This window comes from Micromonospora sp. WMMD1128, assembly GCF_027497235.1.
Lineage (GTDB): Bacteria > Actinomycetota > Actinomycetes > Mycobacteriales > Micromonosporaceae > Micromonospora.
In genome coordinates, this window is sequence record NZ_CP114902.1 from 948,147 (window position 1) to 961,258 (window position 13,112).

A 13,112-nucleotide genomic window follows, 5' to 3' on the forward strand; every position below is an offset into this window, starting at 1 on the left:
CCGCCGCCGGTGGCCCGGCGGCGGCGGGGCGCCGGGTCAACCCTTGACGCTGCCGGCGAGCAGGCCCCGCACGAAGTAGCGCTGGAGGGACAGGAACACGATCAGCGGTACGACGATCGACACGAACGCGCCGGAGGTCAACCGCTGCCACTCGTTCCCCTTGGTGCCGGCCAGCTCGGCGAGCCGGACGGTCAGCGGTGCGGTCTCGTCGCCGCCACCGGCGAAGATCAGCGCGACCAGCAGGTCGTTCCAGACCCAGAGGAACTGGAAGATGCCGAACGCCGCCAGCGCGGGCGTGATCAGCGGCAGCACGATGGTCCGGAAGATCTTCGGGTGGGTGGCCCCGTCGACCCGGGCCGCCTCCATCAGATCCTTGGGTAGCTGGCTGATGAAGTTGTGCAGCAGGAACACGGCCAGCGGCAGGGCGAAGCAGGTGTGCGCGAACCACACCTGCGCGAACCGCTGCTCGTCGACCAGGTCCCAGGCCGGCAGCACCTGGACGCCGGCGACGGTGACGCCGGTGGAGAAGAACTTCAGCAGCGGCACCAGGGCCATCTGCAGCGGCACGATCTGCAACGCGAAGATCGCGATGTAGACCCAGTCCCGCCCCTTGAAGTTGATCCAGGCCAGCGCGTACGCGGCGAGTGAGGCGAAGGCCAGCGGAAAGAGCACCGACGGAATGGTGATCGCCAGCGAGTTGATGAAGTAGCTGGCCAACTGGCCGGCCGAGGACGAGCTGCCGAACAGCACCTGCTCGTAGTTGTCGAGGGTGAACTGCGGATCGCTGAAGAAGGTCCACCAGCCGGTGGTCTTGATCTGGTTCTCCGGCCGGAACGAGGAGACGAACAGGCCGAAGGTCGGCACGGTCCAGACGATCGCGAGGACGATCGAGACCAGGGTCGCGGTCGGCGTGTTGAGGCGTCGGCGGACCCGACCGGCCCGGGTCTTCGGTGGGTCGTCGGTGCGCTGGGCGCCGGCGGGGACGGTGGGCGTGGCAGTGGTCATCTCAGCCCTCCCGCTGCTGCCGCAGGTTGCGGATCTGGTAGATCACGATCGGCACGACCAGGATGAAGAGCACGACGGCGAGCGCGGCGCCGTGCCCGTTCTGGCCGTACCGGAACGCCTGGTTGTACATCTCGTTCGCGATGACGCTCGTCTCGTAGTTGCCGTTGGTGGCGGTCCGGACGATGTCGAACACCTTCAGCGTGGCGATGGTGATGGTCACCACGACCACGATCAGCGCCGGTCGGATGCTCGGCAGGGTCACCCGCCAGAACATCTGCCAGGCCGTCACGCCGTCCAGGCGGGCGGCCTCGATGATGTCGCCCGGAATCGCCTTGATCGCGGCGGAGAGCACCACCATCGCGAAGCCGGCCTGGATCCAGACCATGATGACGATGAGCAGCAGGGTGTTCAGCGGCGAGTCGAGCAGCCACTGCTTGGGCTCTCCGCCGAACCACACCACGATCTGGTTGAGCAGGCCGATCTGGTCCTGTTCGGCGCCCCGGAAGGCGTAGACGAACTTCCAGATGATGCTCGCGCCGACGAACGAGATGGCCATCGGCATGAAGATCAGGGATTTGGCCAGCGCCTCGAGTCGGGCCCGGTCCACCATCACCGCGTAGAGCAGGCCGATCGTGGTGGCCGCCAGTGGCACCAGCAGCACCCAGACCAGCGTGTTGATCAGCACTCGGACGATGGAGTCGTCGGCGAGCATCCAGGCGTAGTTGTCCAGGCCGACGAAGTTCTCGCTCCGCCCGTCCATGAACGAGAGCAGCGTGGTGCGGATCGCCGGGACGACGAGGCCGATGAGCAGCAGCAGCACCGTCGGCAGCAGGAAGAAGAGCGCGAAGATCCCTTCCCCCTGCTTGCGCGGGCGGCCGGACAGCACGGCGCCGTTGGCCGTCGCGGCGACCAGGCGTGCCTCGCGTCGGCGGGCGAAGAAGGCCGGCACCACGTCGAGCAGCAGGAGCAGGCCGCCCACCACCAGGACGAAGGCGATCAGCCCATACATCAACATGAGGAACTTCGGCTGCTCGGCCGCGAAGTCGAAATCCATCAACCCTCCTTCCGGGGTCGGGTGGACCGGTGGCCCGGTCCGCCTTCGCGGACCGGGCCACCGGAAACCATCACTTCGGCCAGCTGCCCTCGATGTCGTTGAGCACCGTGGTGGTGTCCTTGCCGTTGATCCAGGACACCATGCCCTTCCAGAAGGTGCCCGCGCCGACGGCGGCCGGCATCAGGTCCGAGCCGTCGAAGCGGAAGACGGTCTTCTGGTCCTGGAGGATGCCCACGGAGAGCTTGTCCACCGGGTTCGGCACGTTGTTGATGTCCAGCTTCTTGTTCGCGGACACCCAGTCGCCGATCTTGGCGCGGCTGTTGGCGTACTCGCCGGAGGCCAGGTAGGTCTGCACCGCCTGGATCTCGGGGCGGTCGGCGAAGGCCGCGACGAACTCGCCGCCGCCGAGCACCGGCTTCTGCTCCGGGTCGAGGCCCGGGAAGTAGAACGCGAAGACGTCGCCGTCCTCGGCCACCTTGGTGCCCTTCGGCCACTGGTTGGCGTAGAAGGACGCCTGGCGGTGCAGTGCGCACTTACCGGCGGTGATGGGCACGCCGGCCTCCTGGAAGGAGGTGGTGGCGATGCTCTTCACGCCGCCGAAGCCGCCGTTGACGTACTTCTCGTTCTTGAGGATGGTGCCGGCCTTGTTCACGGCCTCGGCGACCTTCGGGTCGTTGAACGGGATGCCGTGGGTGGTCCACTGGTCGTAGACGTCGGGTCCGGCCGTGCGCAGCAGCACGTCCTCGATCCAGTCGGTGGCCGGCCAGCCGGTGGCGTCACCGGACTCGATGCCGGCGCACCACGGCTTCATGCCGCTGGCGGCGATCTGGTCGCTGAGCTTGATCAGGTCGTCCCAGGTGGTCGGGACCGTCCAGCCCTTCTCCTTGAAGGTCTTCGGCGAGTACCACACGAAGGACTTCACGTTGGAGCCCAGCGGGGCGCCGTAGAACTGGCCGTTGACGGTGCTGTACTTCAGCCAGTCGGGGGAGTAGTTCTCCTCCGCCATCGCCTTGGTGTCGGCGCTGGCCGGCTTGAGCTTGCCCGAGTCGACGAACCGCTTGAGCAGACCCGGCTGCGGGATGAACGCGAGGTCGGGGGCGTTGCCGCCGTCCACCCGGACGCCGAGCTGGGCCTCGAACTCACCCGATCCCTCGTGGTCGATGTCGATGCCGGTGCAGTCCTCGAACTCCTTCCAGGACTCATCGAGGCGGTCGGCCTCGATGTCCCGGATCGAGGAGTAGATCGAGACCTTCTTGCCGTCGTTGCCCTGGTACTTCTCGTATGCCGCGCACTCGGCCGAGCCCGCCTTGTCGCTGCTCTTCTTGTCGTTGCCGGTGCCGCAGGCGGCGACGCCGAGCGCCAGCCCCAGCACGCCGGTGACCGCGAGAGCCTGGCGTGATCTGGCAAACGCCATGCCGTTCTCCTTCCTTGCCGGCGCATGGGGGAAGTCGAATCCGCGCCGGTCCGATGGTCGTCCCCACATGTAAGCGCTTGCATCCCGTTCGGTCCACCCCCCGACCGGACACGGCCCGGTAACAATCCCGAAACTCGCTCACCTGCTTGGGTGCGCTCCCACGGTTCTTCCGCCGAACGGAACTTTCTGCCACCCTGTCCGTATCCCATCGAAGACTTTCGACATCGGAGGTAGTGGATGCGTAAGCGGTGGCTCAGTCTCGGGGCGGGAGTGGCGGTCCTGGCCGCGACCATCGTCCCGGCGGCGCCGGCGATGGCCGCGCCGACGTTCAAGGTTCCGTTCCCGTGCAACCAGTCCTGGTCCGGGCAGACCCGGTCCAACCACAGCCCGGCGAACGCGATCGACTTCAACCGCACCGACGATCTGGGCGACCCGGTGGTGGCCAGCGCGCCCGGCACGGTCGACGTGGTGACCAACCTCGGCGACACCAGCTACGGCAAGTACGTGCGGATCAACCACGGGGGTGGCTGGACCACCTACTACGCGCACCTGAACGCCTTCAACGTCTCGGTGGGGCAGACCGTCGGATACGGACGGGTGATCGGATACGTCGGCACCACCGGCGGCTCCACCGGACCGCACCTGCACTACGAGCAGCGGTCGGGCGGCAGTGCCGTGAAGATCAAATTCAACGGCGCGGCGGCGCTCTACTGGGGCACCAAGACCTACAAGAGCGACAACGGCTGCTCCGGAGCGAACACGGGCGCGGGCACGGTGAACACCGCGGGCTCGCCGCTGACCGTGCGCTCCGGCCCGGGCACCGGCTACAGCGCGGTCGGCTCGGTGGCCGACGGGGCCGGCGTGACGATCCACTGCCAGACCAGCGGCACCTCGGTCACCGGCACCTACGGCACCAGCTCGATCTGGGACCGGATCGGCTCCGGCCGGTTCATCTCCGACGCCTACGTCTACACCGGCTACGACGGCTACATTCCGGGCGTGCCCCGCTGCTGACCGGACCGGGCGCGGGGGCGACGGCTCCCGCGCCCGGAGCCGGTCAGGCGTTCATCCGCCAGATGGCGAAGTTCAGCGCGGCGGCGAACGTGACCCACGCCCAGTACGGCAGCATCAGCAGCGTCGCCGGCCGGGAGACCCGGCGGAACAGCGCGACGGTCACGCCGATCGCCAGCCACATCAGCACGATCTCGGCGAACGCCAACCCGTACCGGCCGGCGCCGAAGAAGAGCGGGGTCCAGATCGCGTTGAGCACCAGTTGCGCGACCCAGGCCCCGAGCGCGGGGCCGAATCCGACCCGGCGCCAGACCAGCCAGCCGGCGATCGCGATCAACGCGTAGAGCACGGTCCAGACCGGGCCGAACAGCCACGACGGCGGAGCCCAGGCAGGTTGCTCCAGGCTCTGGTACTCGGCGGAGGTGCCCCGGACGCCCAGCCCGCCGATCGCGGCGGCGGCGAACGTGGCGGCGCCGAACCCCAGCAGAGCCCACCAGCGCCGGCCGCCGCGGGCCCGCCGGATGCTTCCGGAGATCGTCATACCGCTGTGATGCCCGGCCCGGCGTGGCGCAAACGGCAGGCAGCCGGCCGCCGGACGCGAAACGCCGGAGCCGTCGGATCGGTGCGCTCGGGTCTGGGAGGACAGAGCGCCGGACCCGACGACCCCGGCGGGTCATCGGTGGTGCGGGCGGGGGTTACGTGTTGAAGATGCTGACGCCACCCGGGCCGACCAGCAGGCCCACGACGATCAGGACGATGCCCCAGAGGATCTGCCGACGGAAGAGGGCAAGAATTCCGGCGACCACGAGTACGACTGCGAGAATCCAGAGAATCAGCTCCATGTTGGCTGGATACCCGGACCTCGGTGCCGGGAAACCTCCCGCTCAGTCGAGCTGATCTCCCAGGTGGAAGACGCTGTACGCCTGCTTGATCACCGGGTGCGCGACGTTGCGGACCCGCACCCCGCCCGGGGTGGTGCCGCGCTCGGTGCCGTGGTGGGCGTGCCCGTGCAGCGCCAGCGCGGTGGGCGCCGAGTCGATCGCCTGCCCGAGCTGGTAGCAGCCGAGGAACGGATAGATCTCCGGCGGCTCGCCGGCCAGCGTGTCCGGCACGGGGGCGTAGTGGGTGAGCGCGACGAGCGCGTCGCAGTCCAGCGCGAGCAGCGCGGCGGCAAGCGAGTCGGCGCTCTCCCGGGTGGTCCGCACGAACGACTTCATCTCCGGCTCGCCGAAGTCGCTGGCGCACCGCCCGGCGAATCCGCCACCGAACCCCTTCACCCCGGCCACGCCGAGCCGCCCACCTTCGCACTCCAGCACCGTGCCGGTGCCCTCCAGCACGGTGATCCCGGCGTCCTCCAGCACCTTGACCACCTGCGGCACCTGGTCGCACTGGTGGTCGTGGTTGCCGAGCACGGTGATCACCGGCACGCCGAGGTCACCGAACTCCCGCGCCACGCAGCGCGCCTCGGCCTCGGTGCCGTGCCGGGTCAGGTCGCCGGCGAGCAGCAGCACGTCGGCGCAGTCCGGCAGCTCCTCAAGGGCCGGGCGGAACCGGCCCACCACGTCCTCGTCCACGTGCACGTCGCCGACGGCGGCGATCCGGATCACGATCGAACCTCCCTCATGGCAGCTCCTCGACCTGGGTGGGCGCCTGCGCACGGATCACTCCGATGTCGCTCGTCACAGGCGTGTGCGGGAAGCGCTCGGCCACCCGCCGCAGGATCTCCGCACGCCGGTGCGCGCTCTCCACCTCGCCGTAGAGGACCAGGCCGCGTTCGCGGCGCACCACGGTGATGCCCTGCTCGGCCACGGACGGGTCCTCGGCCAGCATGCTCTGGATCTCCGCCTCGACGTACTCGTCGGGGGGCACGTCGCCGGGCTGTCCGGTCACGGGATCTCCCTTCCGCCGGGCGCGCCGCCGGGCAGCACGTCCAGCCGATCGAGCAGCACGAGGAACGCCTCCGCGTACGGCGAGTGCTGCGTTTCCTTCCGTACCCGCTCCCAGTCGATCTGTTCCCGCAGCGAGCGGGCGAGCGGCAGGGCGCGGGCGAAGTCGCAGTAGTGCTGGGAGAAGCTGAGCAGCTTGTGCACCATGAGCTGGCTGGCCGACAGCACCGGCATCCGGATCGCGTCGACCGGCCGCTCGATGGTGTCGGCGAAGGTCTCCTCGGTCACCGGCGTCTCGATCGGCCGGTGGATGAGGTCCACCATCCGCCCCTCGTCGTAGACCTTGACCAGCCAGTCCTCCGGCGGACGCTCGGCGGTGAAGCCGGCGTCGACGAGCGCCTCAAGCGCCCGGTCGACGTCTGACTCCCGGATCAGGAAGTCGACGTCGTGCTCACTGGAGTGGCCGCCGTGCGCGTACACCGCGAAGCTGCCGCCCAGCGCGAACGGGATCTCGGACTCCTTGAGCACGGCGGCGACCTTCTTCAGCGTGTGCATCAGGGTCTCGTCCCCGCGCTCGGCCATCTGAGGTCTCCCGTCGTCGTCGTGGGCGGTGAGATTAGGGTGCGTACCCGGCGGACGCCCCGGCCACACCTGTTGGGTCCGCTCGGGGAGGAAAGCGACAAAGCGCCGGTGTGAGCATGCACCGGATAACCTGGGTGAGGTGGCCAGCTCACTGCGGACGCGGCGCGGCGGACCCCGACTACGCGCCGTCGCCCTGATCGGCATCGACGGCTCCGGCAAGACCACCCAGGCCCACCGGCTCGCCGAGGCGCTCACCGCCGCCGGGCATCCGGCCACCTACCACCGCAACGCCGGCGGTCGCCGGTGGCTCGGCCGGATCGCCAAGCGCGTCGGCCGGCCGGACGCACAGCGCCTGGTCGGGCGCGACGGACTGCTCGCAGTCGAGTCCGTGCTGCGCTGGCTGGCCATCGCGCTCGCGCTGCTCAGCTGCCTGGTCACCGGCCGTACGGCGGTGATGGACCGCTGGTCGGCCTGCCAGTACGCGAGCATCCGGGCGCACGGCGGGCACCGGTGGGAACGGCTGGCCCGGGCCGGCTACCGGGTCTTCCCGCCGCCGCGGGTCACCTTCCTGCTGACCGTGGACCCGGCCGAGGCGTACCGGCGGATCGAGCAGCGCGGCACCGACCACGAGAGCATGCGGTGGCTGACCGCCGCCGCCGCCGCGTACCGGTCGCTGCCGGAGTATCCCGGTTTCGTGGTGGTGGACGGCGGCGGTTCACCGGAGGAGGTGTCCCGGCGGATCCGGGCGCACCTGAGCGAGTGGCTGCCGGACGACCCGGCGGCCCTGGCCGAACCGGGCGGGGGCGGCCCGCCGCGTCCGACCGGCGGCGGGCGGGACGGCCCGGTGCCGGCTCAGGCCCGCCCGTAGACCGGGATGCTCGCGCCACTCGTCGGTGCGGACTCGTCGCCGGCCAGGAAGCGGATCACCGCGGCGATCTCGGCCGGCGGCACCCATCGCCGGTGGTCCGCGTCGGGTTGGGCGGCCCGGTTGGCCGGGGTGTCGACGACGCTCGGCAGCACCGTGTTGCACCGCACCCCACGCTGCTTGTACTCCACCGCGACCGCGTTGGCGAACGCCTGCACCCCGGCCTTCGCGGTGGCGTAGCCGGCCGCGCCGGGAAACGGGGCCGCCGCCGCCCGGGCCGACACGCAGACCACCGTGCCGCCGCCGGCCGCGACCAGGTGCGGCAGCGCCGCCTGGGTCACCAGGTAGGTCGGGCGCAGGTTGATCCGCAGCATCCGCTCGAACTCCTCGACCGGGGTCTCGTGCACCAGCCCGCCGCTGGCGTACCCGCCGACGAGGTTGACCACCGCCCGCAGCGGCGCCGTGGGCTCGCCGGTGGCCGTTGCCACCGCCCGCGCGGCGCCCTCGGGGGTGAGCAGGTCCGCCGTCACCCGCACCGGCCCGTCGGGCGTCGTCTCCCCGGCCTCCCGACCGGGTACGACCACCCGCCACCCTCCGCCGAGGAAGGCGGCGGTGACCGCGCCGCCGAGCCCACCCGTGCCTCCGGTCACCAGCACCGTGCGATCCACCATGCCGCTCACGCTAGCCGCCGGTCGCGCCCGTTCGCCGGATGGCCGGCCGGCGGGAGTGAGTCGACCGGACCGGGGGAGGCGGTGGGGCTGCGGTGATGGGACCCTGAACGCGGGGATCAGGCGCGGAAGGCGGTAAATTTCCCGATACGCGGTGTCATGGTTGACGCTCCCGCCTTACTGAAAGTAAGTTTCATCCGTGGCGAAGAGTCCGAAGATTTCTGCGAGTCACGAGCCCGGTGGACTGATCGTCCACATCAGCGGCCTCCTGCCCTCGCTGTCCCCGGCCGAGCAGCGGGTCGCCCGGCTGGTCGTCGCCGATCCCGCGGACGCGGCCCGGCGCACCATCACCGACCTCGCCACCGCCGCCGAGACGTCCGAGGCGACAGTCATCCGGTTCTGCCGCTCGGTCGGCATGAACGGCTACCCGCAACTGCGGATCCGGCTCGCCGCCGAGGCCGCCCGCCGGATCGAGCCGCCGGACGTCCGGGTGGTCGGCGGCGACATCCCGCCCGGCGCCGACCTGGCCCAGATCATCGCCACCATCGCGTTCAACGACGCACGGGCCGTCGAGGAGACCGCCGAGCAGCTCGACCCGGCGGTCTGCGCGCAGGTGGTCGAGGCGATCGGCGCGGCCGGCCGGATCGACGTCTACGGCGCCGGCGCCAGCGGCTTCGTCGCCTCCGACTTCCAGCAGAAGCTGCACCGCATCGGCCGGGTCGCGTTCTACTTCCCGGACGTGCACACCGCGCTCACCTCCGCCGCGCTGCTGGGCCGGGGCGACGTCGCGATCGGCATCTCGCACACCGGCACCACGTCCGACGTCATCGAGGTGCTGGAGCAGGCCCGCACGCGCGGGGCCACCACGGTGGCGCTCACCAATTTCCCCCGCTCACCGATCACCGAGGTCGCGGACCACGTGCTCACCACCGCCGCCCGGGAGACGACCTACCGGTCCGGCGCGACGGCCAGCCGGCTGGCCCAGCTCACCGTGGTGGACTGCCTCTTCGTCGGCGTGGCCGCCCGGAGCCGGACCCGGACGAAGAAGGCGCTGGAGGCCACCGCCGAGGCCGTCCAGTCACGCCGGGTGGGCCCGGGGCGGAGGCGGGCATGACGCCGGGTCGGGTGGAGCGCGACGAGGTGGCCGCCGTGCGCCCGGTGGTGCGCGTCGGCGCGCCGACCGAGCGGCGTAACCCGCACAGCGTCGACCTCGACCTGATGTCCACCCGGGACGTGCTCACCGTGATCAACGAGGCGGACCGGCGGGTGCCGGCCGCGGTGGCCGCCGTGCTCGACGAGATCGCCGAGACCGTCGACCTCGCCGTCGCCGCGTTGCGTGACGGGCACCGGGTGCACTACTTCGGCGCCGGCACCTCCGGTCGCCTCGGGGTGCTCGACGCGGCCGAGCTGGCCCCCACGTTCAACTCGCCACGGCACTGGTTCTGCGCGCACCTGGCGGGCGGCCCGGAGGCGATGTGGCGGGCCGTCGAGGACGCCGAGGACGACGAGGGCACCGGCGCCGCCGAGGCCGCCGACTGCGTACGCCCCGGTGACCTGGTGGTCGGCCTGGCGGCAAGCGGGCGCACCCCGTACGTCCTCGGGGCGCTCGCCGCATCCCGGGCGCAGGGTGCCGGGACCGTGCTGCTCTGCGCCAATCCGGAGGCCGAGGCCGCCGGCTCGGTGGACGTGTTCATCGGGGTGGACACCGGACCCGAGGTGGTCACCGGTTCGACCCGGATGAAGGCCGGCACCGCGCAGAAGTTGGTGCTCAACACGTTCTCCACGGCCGTGATGGTGCGCCTCGGCCGGGTCTACTCCAACCTGATGATCGACATGGTCGCCACGAACGCGAAGCTGCGCGGCCGGATGATCTCGATCCTGGTGGAGGCCACCGGCTGCGCCGAGGAGGTCTGCCGGGTCGCCCTCCAGCAGACCGACGGCGACCTCAAGACCGCCCTGGTCACGCTGGTCTCCGGGGCCGAGGTGCCGGCCGCCCGGGCCGCCCTGGCCCGGGCCGCCGACCAGGTGCGCGGCGCGTTGGCCCTGCTCGCCTCCTGAGGCCCGGGGGCGATCCTCCCGCGTGTCCACCCGCCCGGCGCATCCGTCCGGCCGGTGCGACGCGTATCACGTGGCGGGAGGGGACGGCTCTCCCCGGGCGGATTGTTCAACGAGGCGGAGGGTAATCCTTCACGGTGGCTGAACCGACCGGTCCGCGGGCTCGTATCACGCAGTGACCAGGATCGCAGATACGTGGTGACGCGGCTCGCTGTGTTCATGGAACGGGCAATGGTGCCATTCCATGGGCGGACGGTGATTCCGCTGCTGCGGACTCCGTTCACCAGGGCGTCCGTGGGCCACCCGGGTAGGGGTCCTGACAGCAAACATGGACCGGGCTCTCAGCTACCACTCAGGCATTCGTGACAGTTTCGACTCACGACATGGAATCCCCGACACGTCACATCTGTTGTGTAGGTGTCAGCACCTACGGGCACAGCGGAGGTTACGGGGAGGGCTGATGAACGTGGGGATGGCAAGGAACCGGGCAACCGGCGCGAGTGAGGGGACCGTGGCAATAGTGGACAAGAACATCGGCATGCGTACCGACGAGGTCGCCGAGGAGCGGGACCTGGTCGGCGTCTACCTGCACGAGATCTCCCGGACGCCGCTGCTGGACGCCGCCCGGGAGGTGGAGCTCTCCAAGTCGATCGAGGCCGGCCTCTACGCCGAGCACCTGATCGACACCGAGCGGATTCCCGACGGGGCCACCCGGGAGGAGCTGGAGCGCGTGGTCGTCGACGGTGAGCGGGCCAAGGACCTGTTCATCCGTGCGAACCTGCGGCTGGTCGTCTCCATCGCCCGCCGCTACGTGCGCTCCGGCATGCCCATGCTGGACCTGATCCAGGAGGGCAACACCGGCCTGGTCCGGGCCGTCGAGAAGTTCGACTACGAGCGGGGCTTCAAGTTCTCCACCTACGCGACCTGGTGGATCCGCCAGGCCATCAGCCGGGCGATCGCCCAGCAGGAGCGGACCGTGCGGCTGCCCGTGCACCTGGTGGAGGACGTCAACCGGATGCGCAACGTGGCCCGGCAGCTCACCCGCGAGCTGGGTGGCGACCCGGAGCCGGAGCAGATCGCGACCGCGCTCGGCGTCACCGTCGAGCGAGTCAACGAGCTGGTCCGCTGGTCGCAGGACACCGTCTCGCTGGACACCCCGGTGGGCGACGACGGCGACACCAACCTCGGTGACCTGGTCGCCGACAGCGACGCGCCGTCGCCGGAGGAGATCGTGCTGACCGGCCTGGAGCGGCAGCGGATCGAGGGTCTGCTCAACCACCTCGACGACCGGTCGGCCGGCATCATGCGGGCCCGCTACGGCCTGGAGGACGGCCGCGAGCACTCGCTGACCGAGGTCGCCTCCCGGTTCTCGCTCTCCCGGGAGCGGATCCGCCAGCTGGAGATCCAGGCCCTCGGCCGGCTCCGTGAGCTGGCCCGCGCGGAGGGCTTGCAGGCGGCCTGACCTGGTAGTAATTGAAACGACGAACGGCCGGCGTCCGATAGGGGGACGCCGGCCGTTCGCCTGTCCGGGGTCAGACCCGGCCGTAGCCGGCGATGCTCATGATGTTCATGCCCCGCTTGCTGACGTTGCGGCCCGCGCTCGGCGCGTCGATGATCTGGCCGCTGCCGACGTAGATCGCCACGTGCCCGAGCCCGGAGTAGAACACCAGGTCTCCCGGTTGCAGCTGGCTGCGGCTGATCCGGGTGGTGGCCTTCCACTGCTTTGCCGCGTTGTGCGGCAGTGACTTGTTGGCGGCCCGCCACGCGGCCATCGTCAGGCCCGAGCAGTCGTAGCTGCCGGGACCGTCGTTGCCGTACCCGTAGGGCTTGCCGACCGCGCCGTAGGCGTACCGCACCGCGATCCCGGCATCGCCGGAGACCGCCGGCGGCTTGCCCGCCGAACTCGCCTTGGCCGGCGCCTCGGTGGCCCGCCCGTACGCCTTGCGGCGCATCTCGTAGAGGCGGGACAGGTCCGCCTCGATCCGCTTCTTCCCGGCTTTGAGTTGCTTGACCTGTGCCGCCTCCCGGGCCAGCGTGACGTCCAGTTTGGTCTTCTGGTCGATCAGCCGGCGCTGGTCGGCGGTGAAGCCGGTGATGGTGCGCTGCCGCTGGCGGGTGAGCTGGTCGAGCGTGCCCAGCCGCTCCGGGAGCGCGGCCGTGCCGCCCGGCTCCAGCAGGGCCGCGGCGGTGCGCATGCCGCCGGTCTTGTACGCCGTCGCGGCGAGCACGGCCACGTCGGCGCGACTGCGCTCGGCCTGTTCCTGCAAGGGGCCGATCCGGGCCTGCAACGAGGCCGCCTCGGCCTTGTTGGCCTTGATGTCCTCGTTGAGCTTGTTGTAGGACTCGACGATTCGCTCCAGCTCAGTCGAGGACTTCTCGATCTGCTTCGTCAGCTCGGCGGTGGTGGGCTCGGCCCGAGCCACCGACGCCGGGGCGAGCAGCGCGGCCGAGAGGCCGGCCACCGCGAGCGAGCGGAGCAGCATCCGTAAGGACGACAAGAGCGGAAAGCTCCTCTCCATGGTCGGCGGGGACGCCTGCGCGACCCGTCGACACCGACCCGGCGCCGTCCGGG

Annotated in this window: 14 protein-coding genes and 1 pseudogene; 5 read left to right on the plus strand and 10 right to left on the minus strand. The window is 70.6% G+C overall.

Annotated elements, in window-relative coordinates:
* Positions 1 to 36 precede the first annotated feature (36 nt).
* The 3 genes from O7602_RS04585 to O7602_RS04595 form a co-directional block, all read right to left on the minus strand.
* Positions 37 to 1,005 carry a carbohydrate ABC transporter permease gene (locus O7602_RS04585; RefSeq protein WP_281586977.1) on the minus strand — a complete coding sequence of 323 codons (969 nt, stop codon included), beginning with the start codon at positions 1,003 to 1,005 and terminating at the stop codon, positions 37 to 39.
* A 1-nt stretch (position 1,006) separates the two neighbouring features.
* Positions 1,007 to 2,059, minus strand: a complete 1,053-nt coding sequence (locus O7602_RS04590) for a sugar ABC transporter permease (protein WP_281586978.1) — start codon at positions 2,057 to 2,059, stop codon at positions 1,007 to 1,009.
* Between the two features lie 70 nt (positions 2,060 to 2,129).
* Positions 2,130 to 3,473, minus strand: a complete 1,344-nt coding sequence (locus tag O7602_RS04595; protein WP_281586979.1) for an ABC transporter substrate-binding protein — start codon at positions 3,471 to 3,473, stop codon at positions 2,130 to 2,132.
* Between the two features lie 237 nt (positions 3,474 to 3,710).
* On the opposite strand from O7602_RS04595, the gene O7602_RS04600 reads away from it, so the two are divergent.
* The gene (locus tag O7602_RS04600) at positions 3,711 to 4,487 is read left to right on the plus strand and encodes a peptidoglycan DD-metalloendopeptidase family protein (protein ID WP_281586980.1); all 777 of its coding nucleotides are present in this window, start codon (positions 3,711 to 3,713) and stop codon (positions 4,485 to 4,487) included.
* 43 nt (positions 4,488 to 4,530) lie between these two features.
* On the opposite strand, the gene O7602_RS04605 is transcribed toward O7602_RS04600, so the two are convergent.
* The 5 genes and pseudogenes from O7602_RS04605 to O7602_RS04625 form a co-directional block, all read right to left on the minus strand.
* Complete coding sequence (locus O7602_RS04605) at positions 4,531 to 5,025, minus strand: TspO/MBR family protein (RefSeq protein WP_281586981.1); 495 nt, start codon at positions 5,023 to 5,025, stop codon at positions 4,531 to 4,533.
* Between the two features lie 154 nt (positions 5,026 to 5,179).
* Positions 5,180 to 5,326: a GPGG-motif small membrane protein gene (locus O7602_RS04610; RefSeq protein ID WP_013288160.1), complete on the minus strand. Its 147-nt coding sequence runs from the start codon at positions 5,324 to 5,326 to the stop codon at positions 5,180 to 5,182.
* Positions 5,317 to 6,094: pseudogene (locus tag O7602_RS04615) on the minus strand (metallophosphoesterase). Before O7602_RS04615 ends, O7602_RS04610 begins: the two are co-directional and overlap by 10 nt.
* Positions 6,095 to 6,104: 10 nt before the next feature.
* A complete protein-coding gene (locus tag O7602_RS04620) occupies positions 6,105 to 6,314 on the minus strand; it encodes a hypothetical protein (RefSeq protein ID WP_281590117.1) in 210 nt (69 codons plus the stop codon).
* Between the two features lie 56 nt (positions 6,315 to 6,370).
* On the minus strand, positions 6,371 to 6,952 hold the full coding sequence (locus tag O7602_RS04625) for a nucleotidyltransferase (RefSeq protein WP_281586982.1): 582 nt from the start codon (positions 6,950 to 6,952) through the stop codon (positions 6,371 to 6,373).
* A 139-nt stretch (positions 6,953 to 7,091) separates the two neighbouring features.
* Between O7602_RS04625 and O7602_RS04630 the strand changes: the two genes are divergently transcribed.
* Positions 7,092 to 7,820, plus strand: a complete 729-nt coding sequence (locus O7602_RS04630; protein ID WP_281586983.1) for a dTMP kinase — start codon at positions 7,092 to 7,094, stop codon at positions 7,818 to 7,820.
* Here O7602_RS04630 and O7602_RS04635 read toward each other — a convergent pair.
* Complete coding sequence (locus O7602_RS04635; protein ID WP_281586984.1) at positions 7,805 to 8,488, minus strand: SDR family NAD(P)-dependent oxidoreductase; 684 nt, start codon at positions 8,486 to 8,488, stop codon at positions 7,805 to 7,807. The two genes, O7602_RS04630 and O7602_RS04635, sit on opposite strands and share 16 nt — an antisense overlap.
* Before the next feature lie 196 nt (positions 8,489 to 8,684).
* Here O7602_RS04635 and O7602_RS04640 point away from each other — a divergent pair, with 196 nt between their 5' ends.
* The 3 genes from O7602_RS04640 (at position 8,685) to O7602_RS04650 (ending at position 12,002) form a co-directional block, all read left to right on the plus strand.
* A complete protein-coding gene (locus tag O7602_RS04640; protein ID WP_281586985.1) occupies positions 8,685 to 9,599 on the plus strand; it encodes a MurR/RpiR family transcriptional regulator in 915 nt (304 codons plus the stop codon).
* Positions 9,596 to 10,543, plus strand: a complete 948-nt coding sequence (locus tag O7602_RS04645) for an N-acetylmuramic acid 6-phosphate etherase (protein ID WP_281586986.1) — start codon at positions 9,596 to 9,598, stop codon at positions 10,541 to 10,543. Before O7602_RS04640 ends, O7602_RS04645 begins: the two co-directional genes overlap by 4 nt.
* A 469-nt stretch (positions 10,544 to 11,012) precedes the next feature.
* Complete coding sequence (locus O7602_RS04650; protein ID WP_281590118.1) at positions 11,013 to 12,002, plus strand: sigma-70 family RNA polymerase sigma factor; 990 nt, start codon at positions 11,013 to 11,015, stop codon at positions 12,000 to 12,002.
* A 70-nt stretch (positions 12,003 to 12,072) separates the two neighbouring features.
* Here O7602_RS04650 and O7602_RS04655 read toward each other — a convergent pair whose 3' ends face one another.
* Positions 12,073 to 13,038 carry a C40 family peptidase gene (locus tag O7602_RS04655; protein ID WP_281586987.1) on the minus strand — a complete coding sequence of 322 codons (966 nt, stop codon included), beginning with the start codon at positions 13,036 to 13,038 and terminating at the stop codon, positions 12,073 to 12,075.
* Positions 13,039 to 13,112: the final 74 nt, after the last annotated feature.